Raw genomic sequence first — 13055 nt, forward strand, 5'->3', positions numbered from 1 at the left:
GAGGTGGTCGCCGCCGCCCGCGCCGAGTTCCCGGATCTCGCCGAGGTGGTGCGGGGCCCGCCCTACACCGGTTGGCAGGTCGGGCACCAGTACAGGTTGCGGCCCGCCAGGTCGCTCATCGCGACCGGCGTCCCGCAGACCAGGCAGGGCATCCCGGTGCGGCGGTAGACGTAGACCTCGCCGCCGTGCCGGTCCTGCCGCGGCGCCCGCCCGGTCGCCTCGGGCAGGTGCTCCGGCCGGACGGTGTCGATGCGGCCGACCTTCACCCCGTCGCGCATCAGGAACACCAGGTCCGCCCACATCAGGTCCCACAGCTCGCGGCCGATCGCCGTGCCCGCCGCGAGCGGGTGCACGCCGTGCCGGAACAGGACCTCCGCGCGGTAGACGTTGCCGACACCGGACAGCACCTTCTGGTCCAGCAGCAGCACGGCGATCGGCGTGCGCGACCGGGAGATCCTGGTGAACACCCGGTCCGGGTCGGCGTCGCGGCGCAGCGGGTCCGGGCCCAGCCGCGCGTGCACGGCGGCGACCTCGACGTCGGTCAGCACCTCGCACGCCGTGGGCCCGCGCAGGTCGGCCCAGTGCGACTTGCCGACGATCCGCATCCGCACCTGCCCGACCGGGGCCGTGGCGGGCAGCACGTGCTCGTCGAAGGTCCCGTACAACCCCAGGTGGACGTGCACCGTGGCGTCCGGGCCGTAGACGTGGAACAGGTGCTTGCCGTGCGCCTCGGCGCGCCTGAGCACCCGACCGTCCACAAGGGACGCCGACGAGGCGAACCTCCCCTGCGGACTGGACACCTCCACCGGCGACCCGGCGAACCTGCGGTGGTGCAGCTTCGCGAGCCGGTGCAGCGTGTGGCCTTCGGGCATGTCAGGGCAGCGGCGGGACGACGTGCGTGTCCTCGTACTCGGCGAGGATGCCGATGCGGCGGGCGTGCCGCTCCTCCTCCGAGAACGGGGTGGTGAGGAAGGCCTCGACGATCGCGACCGCCTCCTCCTCCGTGTGCATCCGCGCGCCGACGCCGATCAGCTGGGCGTCGTTGTGCTGGCGGCACAGCTTCGCGGTCTCGACGCTCCACGCCAACGCGGCACGGGCACCGGGCACCTTGTTCGCGGCGATCTGCTCGCCGTTGCCGGAACCGCCGATCACCAGGCCGAGGCTGCCCTTGTCGGCGACGACGCTGGTCGCGGTCGCGACGCAGAAAGCCGGGTAGTCGTCCTCGGCGTCGTACACAGCCGGGCCGACGTCGACCACCTCGTAGCCGGTGGCCGTGAGGTGCTGGACGAGGTGGGACTTCAGCTCGAAGCCCGCGTGGTCGGATCCAAGGTAAACGCGCACGTCCGGGGAGTCTGCCATCCCGTGCCGGCAAGCTTGCAGCATGTTCGGTCAAGAGGGGTTCGGGCTGCGGCTCGAATGGGGTGGCGAGGGCGTGACGGCGCTGGGCGGGCTGTGCGCCGTGCTCGTGGTGGTCGACGTGCTGTCGTTCACCACTTCGGTCGACGTGGTCGTCGGCAGGGGCTCGGAGGTCAGACCCGTCCGGTGGCTCGACCGGGAGTCGGCCGATCCCACCTGGTCGCTGCGGCCGTCGTCGCTCACCGGCGTCCCCCCAGGTCAGGTGCTGGACCTGCCCTCGCCGAACGGGGCGACGCTGTGCACGTTGGCGGACAGCACCGGGGCGGCCGTGCTGGCGGGGTGCCTGCGCAACGCGGGCGCGGTGGCGCGGGTGGCGCTGGAGATCGCGGACGGGCGGCCCATCGGCCTGATCCCCGCTGGCGAGCGGTGGGGGATCGACATCAACACGACCAAGTCGGAGCAGTTCTTCGGGCCGCTGCGACCGTGCGTGGAGGACTTCATGGGGGCCGGGGCGATCCTGGCGGCGCTGCTGGAGCAGGGGGCGGGCGGGGCGTCGGTGGAGGCGCAGGTGGCGGCGGACGCGTTCCGGAGCATGGCGCCGAGGCTGGAGGAGGTCGTGGCGGAGTCGGTGTCGGGGCGGGAGCTGATCGGGGCGGGGCACGCGGGGGACGTGGAGATGGCGACGCTGGTGGACGTGAGCGAGGCGGCGCCGCGGCTGGTGGACGGCGTGCTGCGGGGGTGAGCCGCCGGACCCCACCCGCCTGCGCTGTGACACCTGACACGCGGAACGCCCCCTGGCGTGTCGCACCACGGGGGCGTTCCGCGTCGGGGACTCAGGTGAAGTCGAGGTCGCCCGTGCGGGTGCGCTTGAGCTCGAAGAAGTACGGGTAGTCGGCCAGCAGGCGGGCGCCGTCGAAGACCTTGCCGGCCTCCTCCCCCTTCGGGATCTTGGTCAGCACGGGGCCGAAGAAGGCGACGCCGTCGATGTGGATGGTCGGCGTGCCGACGTCCATGCCGACCGGGTCCATGCCGCGGTGGTGGCTGGCCTTGAGCTCCTCGTCGTACTCCGTCGACGTGGCCGCCTCGGCCAGCTCGGCGGGCAGACCGGCCTCCTCGAGAGCGGCCTTGATCGCGCCCTCGTAGTCCTTGTTCGCCTCGTTGTGGAAGCGGGTGCCGAGCGCGGTGTACAGCGGCAGCAGCACCTTGTTGCCGTGCGCCTTCTCCGCGGCGATGGCCACGCGGACCGGGCCCCAGGCCTTGTCGAGCATCTGGCGGTACTCCGCCGGCAGGTCGCGGCCCTCGTTGAGGACGGCGAGGCTCATCACGTGGAAGCTCAGGTCGATGTCGCGGACCTTCTCGACCTCGAGGATCCAGCGGGACGTGATCCACGCGAACGGACAGACCGGGTCGAAGTAGAAGTCGACCTTCGCCTTGGCCTCTGACGACATGTGCAAGCCCCAATTCTTGTTCACGGTGGGTGCGGGGCGCCACGAAGGCACGCCCCGAACAGACCAACAAACGCCGACCGGCGCCTCTTCCCGATCCTGGAGTCCACTTGCGGCGGCGTCACGTGATTGGATGCGTGAGGTCGTGTCACGGACACGGCGACTTCCCATTCCGACGACGTCGGTGTCGAGCACGGGGACGCCGGCAGACGAGGTGACCAGTGGCGGCACCCAACCTCACTCGCGACCAGGCCCAGCAGCGCGCGGCGCTGCTGGAAGTCGACTCCTACCGGATCGAGCTGGACCTGACCGACGGCGGCGGCAAGCCGGGGTCGGAGACGTTCCGCTCGACGTCGACGGTTGCGTTCCGCAGCCTGGCGGCGGGGGCGTCCACCTGGATCGACATCGTGGCCGCCACCGTGCACCGGGCCGTCCTCAACGGTGTGGAGCTGGACGTCTCCGGCTACCGCGAGGAGGACGGCATCCCGCTGCCCGACCTCGCGGAGACCAACGAGCTGACGATCGAGGCCGACTGCCGGTACATGAACACCGGCGAGGGCCTGCACCGCTTCGTCGACCCGGTCGACGGCAGCGTCTACCTGTACTCGCAGTTCGAGACGGCCGACGCCAAGCGGATGTTCGGCTGCTTCGACCAGCCCGACCTGAAGGCCGTCTACGACCTCACCGTGACGTCGCCGTCGGACTGGAAGGTCATCTCCAACTCCGCGATCGAGTCCACAGAGGACGCCGCGGGCGGCGCTGACAAGCACACCTTCGGCACGACCAAGCCGATGTCGACGTACCTGGTCGCGCTGGTCGCGGGCCCGTACGCGGAGTGGCGCGACGAGTTCACCGACGGCGACTCCACGATTCCCCTCGGCCTGTACTGCCGCGCCTCGCTCGCGCCGCACATGGACGCCGAGCGGCTGTTCACCGAGACCAAGCAGGGTTTCGGGTTCTACCACGAGGCGTTCGGCGTCAAGTACCCGTTCGGCAAGTACGACCAGTGCTTCGTGCCGGAGTTCAACGCGGGCGCGATGGAGAACGCGGGCTGCGTGACCTTCCTGGAGGACTACGTCTTCCGCAGCCGCGTGACCCGCTACCTCTACGAGCGCCGCTCCGAGACCGTGCTGCACGAGATGGCGCACATGTGGTTCGGCGACCTCGTGACGATGCGCTGGTGGGACGACCTGTGGCTGAACGAGTCGTTCGCCACCTGGGCGTCGGTGCTCGCGCAGGCCGAGGCCACCGAGTACAAGCACGCGTGGACGACGTTCGCGAAGATCGAGAAGTCGTGGGCCTACCGGCAGGACCAGCTGCCCTCGACGCACCCGGTCGCGGCGGACATCCCGGACCTGCAGGCGGTCGAGGTCAACTTCGACGGCATCACCTACGCCAAGGGCGCCTCGGTGCTCAAGCAGCTGGTGGCCTACGTGGGGCTGGACAACTTCCTGGCCGGGCTGCGGGTGTACTTCGCCAAGCACGCGTGGGGCAACGCGACCCTGGCCGACCTGCTCGGCGCGCTGGAGGAGGCGTCGAGCCGCGACCTGTCGTGGTGGAGCGCGCAGTGGCTGGAGACGACGGGCCTGAACCCGTTGCGCCCCAAGTTCTCCGTGGACACCAACGGCAACTTCGCCGACTTCGCCGTGCTGCAGAGCGGGGCCCGGCCGGGCGCCGGCGAGCTGCGCACGCACCGGATCGCGGTCGGCGTGTACGACGACGACGGCAGCGGCAAGCTGGTGCGCACGCGGCGGGTGGAGCTGGACATCACCGGTGAGCGCACCGAGGTGCCCGACCTGGTGGGGCTCCCGCGCGGCAAGCTGGTGCTGGTCAACGACGACGACCTCACCTACTGCACGATGCGGCTCGACCCGGACTCGCTCACGACGCTGGTCGACCGGATCTCCGACATCGCCGAGCCGCTGCCGCGCACGCTGTGCTGGTCCGCGGTGTGGGAGATGACCCGCGAGGCCGAGCTGAAGGCCCGCGACTTCGTGAACCTCGTGCTGGGCGGGCTGCACTCGGAGACCGAGGTCGGCGTGGTGCAGCGGCTGCTGCTGCAGGCGCAGACCGCGCTGTCGTCCTACGCCGACGCCTCGTGGCGCGACGAGGGCTGGCGCCGGTTCACTACCAAGACCCTGGAGCTGGTGCGCGCCGCCGAGCCGGGCTCCGACCACCAGCTGGCGTTCGCGAACGCGCTGGCGGGCTCGGTGCTCGACGACGAGGCGCTGGCCGTGGTGCGCGGCTGGTACGACGGCTCGGACGTGCTGGAGGGCCTGGAGGTCGACACCGACCTGCGCTGGCGGCTGCTCCAGGCGCTCGTCGCGCACGGCGCGGCCGGTCTCGACGAGATCGCCGCCGAGGAGGAGCGCGACCCCACCGCCACCGGTCGTCGGCGCGCCGAGTCCTCGCGGGCGCTGCGCCCGACGGTCGAGGCCAAGGACGAGGCGTGGGACCGGGCGGTCAACGACGACGAGCTGCCGAACGCGGTCAGCGAGGCCATCATCGCCGGCATCCCGCACGCGTCCCAGAAGGCGCTGCTCGCCCCGTACGTCGAGCGGTACTTCGCCGACGTGACCGGGGTGTGGGAACGGCGCTCCAGCGAACGCGCCCAGTCGATGGTCGTCGGACTCTTCCCGGCGTGGTCCATCACACCCGAGACGGTGACCGCGTCCGACGAGTGGCTCGCCTCGGCGGACCACCCGCCGGCTCTGCGCAGGCTCGTGTCGGAAGGCCGCGCGGGCATCGTGCGCGCACTGGCGGCACAGGAGTTCGACCGGTCCTGACGGCTCGGCGGGGTGGGAACGCACGGCCTCCCACCCCGCCGGTACCGGACGTTTTTCCCAGTTCTCCGGTTACGCCCAGTACGGTTCTCGTCCGGAACGACCGGAGGCCGCACCCGTGTCGGGGTGCGGCCTCCGGTGCGTCGTGGGACTGGTCAGGCCTTGGGGGCGGAGCCCGCCTGGTCGGTGAGCATGCGCAGGCCGCCGATGAGGCCACCGGCGAGGTCGCCCTCCTTGAAGGAGGCGACCATGCTCATGACCGCGAGCTTCGCGCCGCGGTCGGGGATGCGGCGGCGGGACTCCTCGCCGGTGACGATCTCGACGACGCGCTGGCCGGGCGAGACCGCGATGAGGACCGCGTGCGAGGCGCGCGCGCCGACGGTGGAGTGCATCTCCTCGGCGGTGGCGCGGGTGTCGTCCGCGAGGTCGCCGAGGTACACGCTGAAGTCCAGGCCGGTCTCGCGGCTGGACAGGGTGAGGGCCTCGTCGAGGCTCGCGAGCTGGCTCGGGGTGAACGGCACGGCGGGCGCGTGCGGCTCGTACATGCGCGCGACGGACAGCCTGCCGCTGTTGGTGATCACCTCGCCGACGGCCAGGTCGGACGGGTCTTCCTGCGCGCGGCGGGCTACGACGACGTCACCAGTTGCCACGGGCACCTCCCCTGGCAGTGCGTGCGGGGACGCCCTCGCCGGCCGGGGCCGCGTCGGACGTCTGGTGGGTCGAGCTGACCCCGGCCGGGTTTCCGCTCCACCACACCGGTGCGTAGCCCCACTCCTGCCCAGGGCGGTACCGGGTGATGCGGGTGGCCTTAGGCCTCAGCGTCAGTAGCGTGATCACGCCGTAGATGGCCAGCGGGATCAGCGCGAAGACGAGCACGGTCTCCACGATGGTCACGGCGGCTACGGTAACCGATCGCCCACGTGGCGGCGCCCTCAGGTGCGCATGAGCGGGCGCGCGAGGACGGTGGCGGTGATCACGGTCGCCGCGCCCGCCACCAGGTAGACCGCGCCGAGCGACGTGGACACGGCCAGCGGGCCCGCGACGGCGGCGCCGACCGGCGACAGCCCCCAGGTGAGGACGCGGTACGCGCTGGAGACGCGGCCCATCAGCGGGACCGGGGTCAGGCGCTGCCTGCGGGTGGCGGACAGGACGTTCCAGCCCGCCGACGCGACGCCGAACAGGAGCACGGCGACCACGCCGACCGAGACCAGCGGCACGGCCCCGTACAGGGCGAACGCGGCCCCCAGCAGCACCAGCGCGCCGACCATGACGGGGCCGACGCCGAACCGGGCGGCCAGCGCCGGGCTCGTGCGGGCGCCCGCGAGCGCGCCGAGGGAGAGCACCACCACAAGCCACGGCACCGCCGACGGCGGCAGGCCGAGCTCGGTGACCGCGTACAGGGCGAACATGGCGTTGACCGCCGACGCGCAGACCGCCGTCACGCCCACGGCGACCACGAGCACCCGCAGCTCGGGCGACCGGAAGAGGAAGCCCGCGCCCTCGGCGAGCTGGGCGCGCAGGTTCGTGCGCGGCGGGCGGTCGGGCGCGACCTCGGGCAGCCGGAACACGAAGTACGCGGCCACCACGAACGTCAGCGCGTCCAGGGCGAAGCAGGCGGCGGGCTGCCACCAGAACAGGGCGCTCGCGGCGAGCGGGCCGACCAGGTCCATGCCGACCGTCTCGACGGTCACGAACCGGCCGTTGGCCTGCTCCAGCTCGGCCGGCCCGGCCAGCTCGACCAGCAGCACCTGCGACGCCGTGTCGGCGAACGTCTCCGCGGCGGTGAGCAGGAACGCGCACCCGCACAGCAGGGCCACGCCCGCCCGGTCGGTGTACACCGCGAGGGCGAGCAGCGCCGTGACCACGGCCCGGAACGCGTGCGCGACGGCGACCACCCGGCGGGGCGGCCACCGGTCGACCAGGACACCGGCGGGCAGCGCGACCAGCAGCCACGGCAGCGCCATCGCGACGGCCACCGCGGAGGCCGCCAGCGGGCTGCGGGTGCTGATCGCGGTGTAGAGCGGGAGCGCGACCGTGCGCACCCCGTCCCCCACCAACGACGTCGCCCAGGCACCGGTCAGCCGCCGGAACTCCGGCGTCCGCACACCCGTCGCCCGGAGCGCGTCGACCACGGCACGACCTCGTTTCCGACCTCGGCGGCGAGGGAACTCCCCTGAAGCTACGCACCGTGTCCAGACGGTGACAATCGCACCAACGAAGGCCGTTCACGCGGGTCAACGGCTACGACCGGACGGTCTGCGACCGTACGGCGGCGCGCGGCGGCCGGTTTGGCGTCTTGTCATCGGGCCACTCGGCTTCTAGCTTTTCACCTATACGGGTCTTGCATTTCCTCTATCGACCATAATTCGAGCTTCAGCGCGTCCAGGAGGACACCACATGTACACGATCCCCGCTGTCCAGGCCCCCTCCGTCACCCTTTCGAAGTACGGCCAGGTAGCGCACAGCGTTACCACTGTTCAGCGGCGCGATCAGGCTGTTGCGTCCGTTCGGATCACCATGGACGACTCCGTTCGGATCACGCGACGCGACTCCGTTCGGATCACGGCGGCCGCGGATTCGGTTCGGATCACCGCACAGGGCGAGTCGGTGCGCATCACGGCGCTGGACTCCGTGCGGATCACCGCTTCGTCCGGTTCGGTGCGGATCACGGCCCGCGACTCCGTCCGGATCACCGCCCGCGACTCGGTGCGCATCACCGCGCGTGACTCCGTGCGGATCACGGCACGGGAGGACTCGGTCCGGATCACGGCGCTCGACTCGGTCCGGATCACCGCGCGGGAGGACTCGGTGCGCATCACCGCGCACGACGACTCCGTCCGCATCACGGCTCAGGCGGACTCCGTGCGCATCACCGCGCACGACGACTCGGTGCGGATCACCGCGAGCGACTCCGTTCGGATCACCGCACACGAGGACTCCGTGCGGATCACCGCGCACGAGGACTCCGTGCGGATCACCGCGCACGAGGACTCCGTGCGCATCACCGCGGACGGCTCGGTGCGCATCACGGCGCGCCGCGACGAGCTCGCGCTGGCGGCCTGAGGACCGGACCGCCCGCGAGCACGGCCACCCTCAGCACCGCAGGCGCGAGCCCGCCGGACTAGGCAGCGGGCTCGCCGAGGTAGGGCAACCAGAGCGGATCGGCCTCGGTGACGCCTGCCAGCAACCGCCAGTGCGGCCCCCTGGGCGCGTTCGGCACGACGCGGAGCCGCCACCCCAGCTCGGACAGCAGCTTGTCCGCCTTGCGGTGGTTGCACTTCGCGCAGCACGCGACGCAGTTCTGCCAGGTGTGGGGCCCACCCCGGCTGCGCGGGACGACGTGGTCGATCGTCTCGGCCCGACCGCCGCAGTACGCGCACCGGAAGCGGTCCCGGTGCATCAACCCGGCCCTGGTCAACGGAACGCGCCCCCGGTAGGGGACGCGCACGTAGGTACTGAGCCGGATCACGGACGGCACTATGACCTCGGCCGACGACGAGTGGACCATGGATCCCGCGGGATCCCCGTGGACGACCTCGGCCTTGCCGCAGACGACGAGCACGACCGCGCGGCGCAGCGACAGCGCGGTGAGGGGCTCGAACGTGGCGTTGAGCAGGAGCACTTTTCTTCTACCCCAGGGGAACACGACCGGTGCGTGACCGGTACCCTCCCCATTGCGGTCCCCGTCGTCCGACACGGAGCGGACGATGGCCTGTTTTTGGCCAGCAGGGACCCTCGGCGCTACCCCGGCCGTAGTCAGGGCGCCGATCGGGGTCGGTTGTCGGTCTGGCACGCGACCACCTCCACCGGTACAGCCATAGCAGACCACAGATCACCCCCAAAAGGCACGTGTCCCAGCACACCTGAGATCGAAATGTGGGCGAACGCGGGCCTAACGGTGATGGTTTTCAACCAACGCTACGCTTCGCGGGGTGACTGAGGTTCCTTCCGCAGCTCTGCCTGCGACGATGACCTACCCGGCCGCCGTTCGGCTCGACCTCGTCGAGCACCTGCACGGCCGACCGGTGGCGGACCCCTACCGCTGGCTGGAGGACGCCGCGGACCCCCGTACGGCCGAGTGGTCGGCCGCGCAGGACGTCCTGGCCCGGTCGTGGCTGGACGCGCTGCCCGGCCGCGAGGCGCTCGGCGGGCGCCTGCGGGAGCTGACGCGGACCGGCTCGGTGTCCACGCCGACGTGGCGGGCGGGCCGGGCGTTCTTCACCCGCCGCGGCCCGGACCAGGACCACCCGGTGCTGCACGTGCGCGAGGCCGACGGCACCGAGCGCGTGCTGCTCGACGTGAGCGCGCTGGACCCGTCCGGGCGCACGACGCTGGACGCGTGGTCGCCCAGCGACGAGGGCACCCTGCTGGCCTACCAGGTGTCGGTCGGCGGGAACGAGCAGTCGCTGCTGCACGTGCTCGACGTCGACTCCGGCGAGCTCGTCGAGGGCCCGATCGACCGCTGCCGCTACTCCCCCGTCGGCTGGCTGCCCGGCGGCGAGGAGTTCTACTACGTCCGCCAGCTCGACCCCGCGGACCTGCCGGAGGACGAGCGGCTGTTCCACCGCCGCGTGTGGCGGCACCGGGTGGGCGCGGACCCGGCGACCGACGTGCGGGTGCACGGCGACGGCCTGGACCACACCTACTACTACGGGCTCAGCGTGTCGCCCGGCGGCCGGTGGCTGGTCGTGAGCGGCAAGCCCGGCACGGTCCGCCGCGACTCGGTGTGGATCGCGGACCTGCACGGCGACGCGGAGCTGCGCCCGGTGGTCGACGCCGACGCCGGTGCCCAGTGCACGGCGTGGGTCGCCCGCGACGGCAGGCTCTACCTCCACACGTCGCTGGACGCGCCGCGGTTCCGGCTGTGCGCGACGGATCCGGTCACCCCGACCCCGGAGCACTGGGTGGACGTGGTCGCCGAGCAGGACGACTCGGTGCTCGACGGCGCGAAGTGGCTGGACGGCGCGCTGGTCGTGCTGCGGACCCGGCACGCGGTGTCCGAGCTGCACCTGCACGACCCGGTCACCGGCGAGCACCGCGGCCCGATCCCGTTGCCCAGCACCGGCTCCGTGCACGGCATGTCCATTGTGGACGACGGTCCCGCCGACGACGTGTGGTTCGGCTACTCCGACTTCGTCACGCCGATGTCGGTGTTGCGCTACTCCCTGTCGCGCGGCACGACCGAGGTGCACGAGGCCGCGCCGGGCGCGGTCGAGCTGCCGGATGTGGTCACGCAGCAGCTGGAGTACACCTCCATGGACGGCACCACCGTGCGGATGTTCGTGGTGTCCGGCGAACGCAGCCCCGACGAGCCCCGGCCGACGCTGCTGTCGGGCTACGGCGGGTTCGCCGTCGGCCGCGGCCCCGGCTACAGCGCGACGACGCTGGCATGGGTCGAGGCGGGCGGCGTGTGGGTGCACGCGTCGCTGCGCGGCGGCGACGAGGAGGGCGAGCAGTGGCACCGCGCCGGGATGCGCGAGCACAAGCAGAACGTGTTCGACGACTTCCACGCCGCGGCCGAGCGGCTGGTGCGCGACGGGTGGACCACCCCGCAGCAGTTGGCGATCATGGGCGGCTCCAACGGCGGCCTGCTCGTCGGCGCCGCGCTGACCCAGCGACCGGAGCTGTACGCGGCCGTGGTGTGCTCGGCCCCGCTGCTGGACATGGTGCGGTACGAGAACTTCCTGCTGGGCAGGCTGTGGGCCGAGGAGTACGGCACGGCCGCGGTGGCCGAAGAGTTCACGTGGCTTTCGTCCTACTCCCCGTACCACCAAGTGCGCCCGGAAGTTGAGTACCCTTCGGTGCTGTTCACGGTGTTCGAGTCGGACAGCCGAGTGGACCCCAACCACGCCCGGAAGATGTGCGCGGCACTGCAGCACGCCAGCGCGTCCGACGCGACGAAGCGCCCGGTGCTGGTCCGCCGGGAGACCGAGGTGGGGCACGCGGGCCGTTCGGTCGGCCGCGCGGTGGGCTTGGCCGTGGACCAGGTGACCTTCCTCGCCCACGCGACGGGGCTGAACTTGTAGGAGGACGACGTTCGTGCAGGGACTGGATGACGCCAAGCAGGCGCTGGCCATCGACTGGTGGGTGGAGAACGGGCCGAAGCTCGCCCAGGCGGGGCTGCGCATCGCGCTGATCCTGCTGATCGCGATCGTGGTCCGCTGGCTCATCCGGCGCCTGATCGACCGGCTCACCAGGGGAGGCGAGGCCGACCGCAAGCCGTCGCTGCTGCGCCCCCTGCGGGAACGCGCTCCGCAGGCCCTGGGCGCGCTGGTGTCGGAACGCCGGGACCAGCGCGCCAAGACCATCGGCTCGGTGCTGAAGTCCGTGACCACCATGGGCGTCTTCGGCATCGCGTTCATCCAGGTGCTCACCGAGCTGGGCATGAACGTGGCGCCGATCCTGACGTCTGCGGGCATCCTCGGCGTGGCGATCGGCTTCGGCGCGCAGAACCTGGTGAAGGACTTCCTGTCCGGGATGTTCATGATGCTGGAGGACCAGTACGGCGTCGGCGACGTCGTGGACCTCGGTCCCGCGACCGGCACCGTGGAGGCGGTGGGCCTGCGGATCACCACGATCCGCGACGGCAACGGCACGGTCTGGTACGTCCGCAACGGCGAGATCCTGCGCGTCGGCAACTCCAGCCAGGGTTTCGCGGTCGCGGTCGTCGACCTGCCGCTGGCCTACGGCTCGAACCTGGCCGACGCCAGCGAGGTGCTGGAGCGCGTGTCCCTGGAGGCGACCGAGGAGGAGCCGCTGTCCAAGGACGTCATCGACAAGCCGCAGGTGCTCGGTGTGGAGAAGGTCACCGTGGACGGGATCACCATGCGCGTCACGGTGAAGGTGCGGCCCGGCCGCCAGTGGTCGGTGCAGCGGGCGTTGCGCGCGAAACTCATGCCCGCCTTGGAGAAGTCGGGCGTGACCACGGTCAAGTCGTAGCCGGTTTGCGCTGTTGGGGCCGCCGGGGCTTCCTTTGGTGGCCCCGACACCGGCCCCCCGACGAGCGCGCGGGCCGGTGCGTGAGTCAGGATGGACGAGTGGCCACTCCGGAGAACTTCTACGAAGCGGTGGGCGGGTACGACACCTTCCACCGCATCGTCGCGCGCTTCTACCAGGAGGTGGCGACCGACGAGGTGCTGCGACCGCTGTACCCGGAGGAGGACCTCGGCCCCGCCGAGGAGCGCTTCCGGATGTTCCTCATGCAGTACTGGGGCGGTCCGCACACCTACTCCGACCAGCGCGGCCACCCGAGGCTTCGGATGCGGCACCAGCCGTTCTCCATCGGCCCGGTCGAACGCGACGCCTGGCTGCGCTGCATGAAGATCGCCGTCGACGAGGAGGACCTGGCGCCCGAGCACCGCGCGCAGCTCTGGGCCTACCTGGAGATGGCCGCGAACAGCCTCATGAACGCCTGGGTCTGACCCCCTCCACCACCGCGCCCGGCCCCCGGATGGGGAGACCCACGCCACCC

13 protein-coding genes are annotated in these 13055 nt (G+C 71.6%); 6 read left to right on the forward strand and 7 right to left on the reverse strand.

The features are described 5' to 3' along the window. Positions 1-62 precede the first annotated feature (62 nt). Positions 63-872, reverse strand: a complete 810-nt coding sequence (locus CLV43_RS35060; protein ID WP_106192840.1) for an Fpg/Nei family DNA glycosylase — start codon at positions 870-872, stop codon at positions 63-65. A 1-nt stretch (position 873) separates the two neighbouring features. Continuing rightward, positions 874-1341 (reverse strand): ribose-5-phosphate isomerase, encoded by a 468-nt coding sequence (locus CLV43_RS35065; protein WP_211304700.1) that lies wholly within the window; start codon positions 1339-1341, stop codon positions 874-876. A 40-nt stretch (positions 1342-1381) separates the two neighbouring features. Here CLV43_RS35065 and CLV43_RS35070 point away from each other — a divergent pair, with 40 nt between their 5' ends. Beyond that, positions 1382-2098, forward strand: a complete 717-nt coding sequence (locus CLV43_RS35070; protein WP_106192844.1) for a 2-phosphosulfolactate phosphatase — start codon at positions 1382-1384, stop codon at positions 2096-2098. A 91-nt stretch (positions 2099-2189) separates the two neighbouring features. Here the strand turns inward: CLV43_RS35070 and CLV43_RS35075 are convergent, their stop codons facing one another. After that, entirely contained in the window at positions 2190-2804 is a 615-nt protein-coding gene (locus CLV43_RS35075; protein WP_106192845.1) for a mycothiol-dependent nitroreductase Rv2466c family protein, read from the reverse strand. Between the two features lie 218 nt (positions 2805-3022). On the opposite strand from CLV43_RS35075, the gene pepN reads away from it, so the two are divergent. Continuing rightward, a complete protein-coding gene (pepN, locus tag CLV43_RS35080; protein ID WP_106192847.1) occupies positions 3023-5587 on the forward strand; it encodes an aminopeptidase N in 2565 nt (854 codons plus the stop codon). A gap of 152 nt (positions 5588-5739) precedes the next feature. Here pepN and CLV43_RS35085 read toward each other — a convergent pair whose 3' ends face one another. The 3 genes from CLV43_RS35085 to CLV43_RS35095 are packed head-to-tail and all read right to left on the reverse strand — an operon-like array spanning position 5740 to position 7716. Beyond that, positions 5740-6234: a DUF5130 family protein gene (locus tag CLV43_RS35085; RefSeq protein WP_106192849.1), complete on the reverse strand. Its 495-nt coding sequence runs from the start codon at positions 6232-6234 to the stop codon at positions 5740-5742. Then, positions 6221-6478 (reverse strand): aa3-type cytochrome oxidase subunit CtaJ, encoded by a 258-nt coding sequence (ctaJ, locus tag CLV43_RS35090; RefSeq protein ID WP_106192850.1) that lies wholly within the window; start codon positions 6476-6478, stop codon positions 6221-6223. Before ctaJ ends, CLV43_RS35085 begins: the two co-directional genes overlap by 14 nt. 38 nt (positions 6479-6516) lie before the next feature. Then, positions 6517-7716 carry an MFS transporter gene (locus CLV43_RS35095; RefSeq protein ID WP_170156154.1) on the reverse strand — a complete coding sequence of 400 codons (1200 nt, stop codon included), beginning with the start codon at positions 7714-7716 and terminating at the stop codon, positions 6517-6519. 265 nt (positions 7717-7981) lie between these two features. On the opposite strand from CLV43_RS35095, the gene CLV43_RS35100 reads away from it, so the two are divergent. After that, entirely contained in the window at positions 7982-8647 is a 666-nt protein-coding gene (locus tag CLV43_RS35100; protein ID WP_106192854.1) for a DUF2345 domain-containing protein, read from the forward strand. A gap of 58 nt (positions 8648-8705) precedes the next feature. Here the strand turns inward: CLV43_RS35100 and CLV43_RS35105 are convergent, their stop codons facing one another. Beyond that, positions 8706-9377, reverse strand: coding sequence for an HNH endonuclease (locus tag CLV43_RS35105; RefSeq protein ID WP_211304701.1), 672 nt, complete (start codon positions 9375-9377; stop codon positions 8706-8708). A 139-nt stretch (positions 9378-9516) separates the two neighbouring features. On the opposite strand from CLV43_RS35105, the gene CLV43_RS35110 reads away from it, so the two are divergent. The 3 genes from CLV43_RS35110 to CLV43_RS35120 all read left to right on the forward strand — a co-directional run bounded on the left by CLV43_RS35110 (position 9517) and on the right by CLV43_RS35120 (position 13005). Then, positions 9517-11610 (forward strand): prolyl oligopeptidase family serine peptidase, encoded by a 2094-nt coding sequence (locus CLV43_RS35110; protein ID WP_342749837.1) that lies wholly within the window; start codon positions 9517-9519, stop codon positions 11608-11610. 13 nt (positions 11611-11623) lie between these two features. Beyond that, positions 11624-12523, forward strand: a complete 900-nt coding sequence (locus tag CLV43_RS35115; RefSeq protein WP_106192858.1) for a mechanosensitive ion channel family protein — start codon at positions 11624-11626, stop codon at positions 12521-12523. A gap of 98 nt (positions 12524-12621) precedes the next feature. Beyond that, the gene (locus CLV43_RS35120) at positions 12622-13005 is read left to right on the forward strand and encodes a globin (RefSeq protein ID WP_106192859.1); all 384 of its coding nucleotides are present in this window, start codon (positions 12622-12624) and stop codon (positions 13003-13005) included. Positions 13006-13055: the final 50 nt, after the last annotated feature.

Origin of the sequence: Umezawaea tangerina (assembly GCF_003002815.1) — a bacterium.
GTDB classification, from domain to species: Bacteria; Actinomycetota; Actinomycetes; order Mycobacteriales; family Pseudonocardiaceae; genus Umezawaea; species Umezawaea tangerina.

Excerpts from the sequence above, each read along its gene's own strand:
- CLV43_RS35100 (WP_106192854.1), top strand. The coding sequence starts at position 7,982 with ATGTACACGATCCCCGCTGTCCAGGCCCCCTCCGTCACCCTTTCGAAG.
- CLV43_RS35060 (WP_106192840.1), bottom strand. The coding sequence starts at position 872 with ATGCCCGAAGGCCACACGCTGCACCGGCTCGCGAAGCTGCACCACCGC.
- CLV43_RS35075 (WP_106192845.1), bottom strand. The coding sequence starts at position 2,804 with ATGTCGTCAGAGGCCAAGGCGAAGGTCGACTTCTACTTCGACCCGGTC.
- CLV43_RS35070 (WP_106192844.1), top strand. The coding sequence starts at position 1,382 with ATGTTCGGTCAAGAGGGGTTCGGGCTGCGGCTCGAATGGGGTGGCGAG.